This window comes from Microcoleus sp. POL10_C6 (assembly GCF_036701585.1).
Lineage (GTDB): Bacteria > Cyanobacteriota > Cyanobacteriia > Cyanobacteriales > Microcoleaceae > Microcoleus.
Map to the genome: position 1 here is coordinate 1 of NZ_JAUBRB010000113.1, position 5625 is coordinate 5625.

The window sequence follows — 5625 nt, forward strand, 5'->3', positions numbered from 1 at the left end:
CAGGTTTTTTTCCATAATTGTAATATTCCGCCCAGAATGTCACACTTGTCAATACCCTCTGACCTGAATCCTTACATAAAAACTCCGAAATCGGGAATTGATACCTGTATTCAGCAACGCCACAAAAATGGAAAACTGGCAGAATGTCAACTCTAATTGATGAACTTCTGCCAGTATATTGTAGATATTGATCAATCCTCGAACCAACTCTGAATTTCGCAAACATCCTGCATAAGAATTAGCGTTCATCGGTGGTTCAAACATCCCCGAAATCCCCACCAGCTTTGCCCCCCTCAAAGCCTTAGAAGAACAGCCAGATGCCTTGCTATACGCTTATATATGCGGTCACTGGTGGTACTGGGGAATAGAGCGGAATGTGGTATTGGGCGATCATTGCACAATCGGCTAAATAGTCATTCCCCAACTTCGATAACAACAGTGGGAGAGTCGGAAAGAGGGAGAATTAGGAAAATCTTCCTTTATTCTCCTGACTACTGACTACTGACTAATGTGCCCAGAGAATCACACCAGCTTCATAAGGACTGCTGAGATTATCGTGCTTGGGCAAAACGCGCAACGACAAACCTTGCAAACCGCTAGAAGTATAAGTAATGTCAGCCGTATAAAGGCTAGCATTGTGAGAATCTTCTCCCAAATACTCCATCACCACCGGCACGCCACCAATGATATCGCCGTTAGCATCAACCGAGCCTTGATAAAGTTCAACTTGCACGTCTGCAGGCGTCAATCCCATCAGATTAATCCGAGATTTAACAGATATCGACTGATTGACCTTAACTTCTTTATCCTGCGAAATATCAACAGCCTCAATCTTAATATCGTGCCATTTCGCGAGAACGTGCTTCTTCCAGTGAGACAACTCCTTGGCCGGAGCGCAATTATCCGAAGTCATAGTGTGGTAGCGATCGCTCACCGGGAAATATGCCCGCCGCGCGTAATCTTTCACCATCCGAGCAGTATTGAACAAAGGACAATTCAAGCGAATCGAATCCTTCATTTTCTCCGTCCAACCGCGGGGAATGCCATCAGCATCCCGGTTGTAAAACAGTGGTACAACTTCCTTTTCCATCAAGTCGTACAAAGCATTCGCCTCGACATCATCCTGATACTTAGTATCTTCGTAAAATTCCCCATGTCCGATCGGCCAACCGGTACGAACATAATCAGCCTCATCCCACCATCCGTCTAGAATGCTCAGATTCGGCAAACCATTCATCGAAGCTTTCATCCCGGAAGTACCCGAAGCCTCACGCGGGCGGCGTGGAGTATTCAGCCACACATCGCAGCCAGACACCATCATCCGAGCAACGTTAATGTCGTAGTTCGGTAAAAACACCATCGAGCTCATCGTCTCGTGCTCGCGGATGAAGTGAACGATATCCCGAATCAATTCCTTACCCGGAATATCCATCGGGTGAGCCTTCCCAGCAATCACAAACTGCACCGGGCGATTTTGATCCCGCATGATCCGCATGATTCGATCGACATCGCGCAAAAACAGCGTCGCCCGCTTGTAAGTAGCAAAGCGGCGGGCAAACCCGATCGTCAGCACCTTCGGATTGAGAGCTTCCCGCGCGTGTTCGATTTCCGTTTGGGCCGCACCGCGCTCACGCAAAGTCTTTTGCAGCCACTCCCGCGCGAACACCACCAACTCCGATCGACAGCGTTCGTGATTGCGCCATAGTTCCTCATCAGGAATCGACGAAAGCCTGTCCCAGAGACGATCGTCCTTACCGGTCATTTCCCAGTCCGGGCCAAGGTATCGATCGTACAACTCCTGAGTAGACTTCGCCACACAACTGCGAGCGTGCACCCCGTTGGTAATTGAAGTAATCGGTACTTCTTCCTGGGGCAAACCCGGCCACAAACCCTGAAACATCGGGCGCGACACCACGCCGTGCAAAGCCGCCACCCCGTTGACAAAACTCGACATTTTAATTGCCAAAATTGCCATATTCAGAGGTGCGGACAAATCCCCAGTATTCTCCCGGCCCAATCCTAAAAACTCATCTTGCGACAAGCCAAACATCTTGGGATACTGACCTAGATAGTGCATCACCATATCCGGCTCGAACAAGTCAAACCCAGCAGGCACGGGCGTGTGAGTCGTAAACATACTGCTCGAAACCACCACCTGTTCCGCTTCTACGAAACTCAGGTGATATTCCTCCATCAGCATCCGAATGCGTTCCAAAGCCATGAAAGCCGCGTGGCCTTCATTCATGTGATAAGCCGTAACTGTCAGCCCCAATGCCTTGAGCATTTTCACGCCGCCGATGCCCAGCATGATTTCTTGGTGCATCCGCAGAGTTTTATCACCGCCATACAGTTGGTCGGTAATATCTTGGTCGTAGCGGCTGTTAGGTTCAATATTTGTATCCATTAGGTACAAAGGAACCGTTCCCACTTGTACCCGCCAAATCCGGGCATACACCTTGCGGCCGGGATAGTCTACCTCAATCCGCAATTCCGAACCGTCGGGGTTGCGTTCTGGGTGCAGCGGCATATTGTAGAAATCGTTGAGCGGATAGCGTTCTTGCTGCCAGCCGTCGGCGTTGAGATACTGCGAAAAATAACCTTCTTGGTAGAGTAGGCCGACACCGACTAAGGGCAAGCCCAAATCACTAGCTGATTTGAGGTGGTCGCCTGCGAGCACGCCTAAACCGCCTGAATAGATGGGTAGGGCTTTAACTAAGCCGAATTCCATCGAAAAGTAAGCGTAGCATTCTTGCTGCTCGGTGCCGCGCTGTTTGCGGTACCAGGCACGGTTTTTGAGATAATCGTCTAACTGCTGGGCTGCTCGGTTCATTTGGGCAATGAAGCCTTCGTCTTCTGCCATTTCTTGCAGTCGCTCTTGAGATATGGTTCCGAGCATCAGCACCGGGTTTTGGTTGCTGGAGTCCCACAGGTCTCGATCGAGGCGGCGGAAGAGGTCTTTGGTATCGACGTTCCAGTCCCAGTGCAAGTTGTAGGCAAGCCTGCGTAGGGGTTCGAGAATTGTCGGTAGCGACGGGGAAACGTTAAATGTGCGAATTGGCTGCATAGACAAAGCCTTTATGTTGGGGTAGCGATATTTTCCTCTGTCTTTAGGTACAAGTCCGTTATTCTGCACACTATTTTAAGTTTTAACCAGTTTATGCACGATGCCATCCAGACGAAACGGAAGCGCAGGTCGTTCGATGTGAGCGAACTGGCCGTTTTCGGCTGCGATAACTGTCGCAAGAATGCCTTGCCACCAGACCATCACGACTGGACGGCGATCTGTCTTGAGTGTGGCAACGAGTTTTCCTACAGTGGCTGCTCGTGCGAGGGGTGCTGCGGCGGGACGTATGCGGGTTTCGGCGGTGGTCGCACGACTTTTTACGTGTAACGTTCGCAGGACTTGCACGCAGCGTTACAACCTCACGCAGTAGTAAGTCGCGACCCAATTAAGCAATTTGCACTTGTCGCAACTGAGAATTTACCAATAGTTTGCTAGCATCGCCAGCGGATAGTGCAGGGCTGAAATAATAACCCTGAATTTCTTGACAGTGGAGTTCGCGCAAACACTCCAACTGCTCTTTAGTTTCTACTCCTTCGGCTACCACGCTCAAGTTCAAATCTCGCCCCAGCGTCGCTACAGCCTTGGCGATCGCCCGTTCGCAGGGATCAGTCGTCAATCCGCTGACAAAGGATTTATCTATTTTTAGGATATTCAGGGGAAACTTTTTGAGATAATTTAGAGAACAATAACCCGTGCCGAAATCGTCCAGCGCAATTTGCACTCCCATATTCTGCAACTCCCTGAGAACTTTTGTGGTATAATCCACATCTTGCATGGCTGTAGTCTCGGTAATTTCTAACTCTAAATACTGGGGTGCTAAACCGCTTTTTTCCAAACATTTCGCTACCATTTCTAATAAATTAAATTGCTGGAACTGCCGAGCCGAAACGTTGACTGCTACCCGCAAATCTGGCTGCAAAGCATCCTGCCAAGCCTTATTTTGAGTGCAGGCTGTTTGCAGCACCCATTCCCCAATAGGTACAATGAGTCCGTTCTCTTCGGCGATCGGAATAAATGTAGCGGGAGTAACTAAACCTAATTGTGGATGTTGCCAGCGTAGCAGAGCTTCCATGCCCTGAATTTGCCAAGTAGTGATGTTGACTTTGGGCTGGTAGAAAACCTCAAATTCTCCCTGTTCTAAAGCCTCGTGCAGTCTGTGTTCTATAGTTAGTAAATGGCTGCCGTGGGGATTAAGTGTTGAAGTATATAACTGATAGTTATTTCTTCCCATTTCTTTAGCGTAGTACAAGGCAGCATCGGCATTTTTGACTAATGTTTCGGCATCTTCACCATCATCGGGATAAAGGGCAATGCCGATGCTGCTGCTGACATGAAACGGTTGTCCTTCTAGTTTAAATGCTGGCTTTAAATTGTTGAGTATTCTTTGAGCTGTTTTAACTGCATCTTCTAAGCAATTGATGTCGGGAAGCAGTATGGTAAATTCGTCGCCTCCCCAGCGGGCAACCGTGTCAGTCGATCGCAAAGTGTCGCTGATGCGTCCGGCAAAACCTTCTAACAGGCGATCGCCCGCAGCGTGACCTAATGTATCGTTAATCTTTTTGAACCTGTCCAAGTCTAAAAACATCACAGCCAGCATTTTTTTTGTTTGTTTAGCTTGTTTTAAGGACGCCAGCAGCCGCTCGTTAAAAAGTATCCGGTTCGGTAAACCGGTGAGTTGGTCATAAACAGCTTGATAGCGAATAATTTCTTCAGCTTGCTTGCGCTGAGTGATATCCATCATCGTGCCGATCGCCCTTACAGCTTTGCCACTTTCATTGCGGATGATATAGCCGCGATCTAGCACAAAAACATATCCCCCGTCTGCACGGTGAAAGCTGTATTCTTCCGACCAACATTGAGCGTCTGAGTTCATTGTTTGGTTGAAGCTTAACATCACTCTTTCCCGTTCTTCGGGATGAATATTTAGCCACCATGATTCTAACTCTATAGTCTGAGTTTCGTTGAGTTTGTATCCAAAAACTTTTTCAAATTCTGCGCTCAACCAATACTCATTTTTTAACAAATCAAAATCCCATACGGCGTCATTTGTCGCCCGCGTCAGCAGGTGAAAACGTTCTTCACTTTTGCGGAGTTTTTCTTCGGATTGCACCCGTTCCGTTACATCCCTAAAGCTGAATACTCGACCAGTAATTTTGCCTCCCGTGCGCTGGGGCAACGAGTAGCGCTCGAAGATTCTGCCATCTGTCAACTCGATGAGATCGTAACTTTCTGCTGCAGGGCGATCGGACAATTCTTTAGCACGGTTGAGAAATATTTCCGGGTATTTTAACTGGTTGATTTCAAAACCCAAAATTTGGTTATTATCTCTCGAATCCACCAGCAAATCCGGCAACTGCCACATTTCGGCAAATTTACGGTTAAAGCTAACAACTTTTCCTTCACTGTCAACCGCCAGAATACCGTCAGCCGTAGATTCAATGGTTGCTTGAAGCAACGAAAGAGATGTTTCTAGTTCTAACTCTGGTAAGGATTCAGGTCAGAGGGTATTGACAAGTGTGACATTCTGGGCGGAATATTACAATTATGGAAAAAAACCTGCC

The 5625-nt window shown here is 48.1% G+C and carries 2 protein-coding genes; both read right to left on the reverse strand.

Annotated elements, in window-relative coordinates; translation table 11 throughout:
• Window positions 1-505: 505 nt before the first annotated feature.
• Complete coding sequence (gene glgP / locus QUA34_RS29625; protein ID WP_333080523.1) at window positions 506-3064, reverse strand: alpha-glucan family phosphorylase; 2559 nt, start codon at window positions 3062-3064, stop codon at window positions 506-508.
• A gap of 385 nt (window positions 3065-3449) precedes the next feature.
• Window positions 3450-5519 carry an EAL domain-containing protein gene (locus QUA34_RS29630; RefSeq protein WP_333391033.1) on the reverse strand — a complete coding sequence of 690 codons (2070 nt, stop codon included), beginning with the start codon at window positions 5517-5519 and terminating at the stop codon, window positions 3450-3452.
• Between the last annotated feature and the right edge of the window lie 106 nt (window positions 5520-5625).

Excerpts from the sequence above, each read along its gene's own strand:
- glgP (WP_333080523.1), bottom strand. The coding sequence starts at position 3,064 with ATGCAGCCAATTCGCACATTTAACGTTTCCCCGTCGCTACCGACAATT.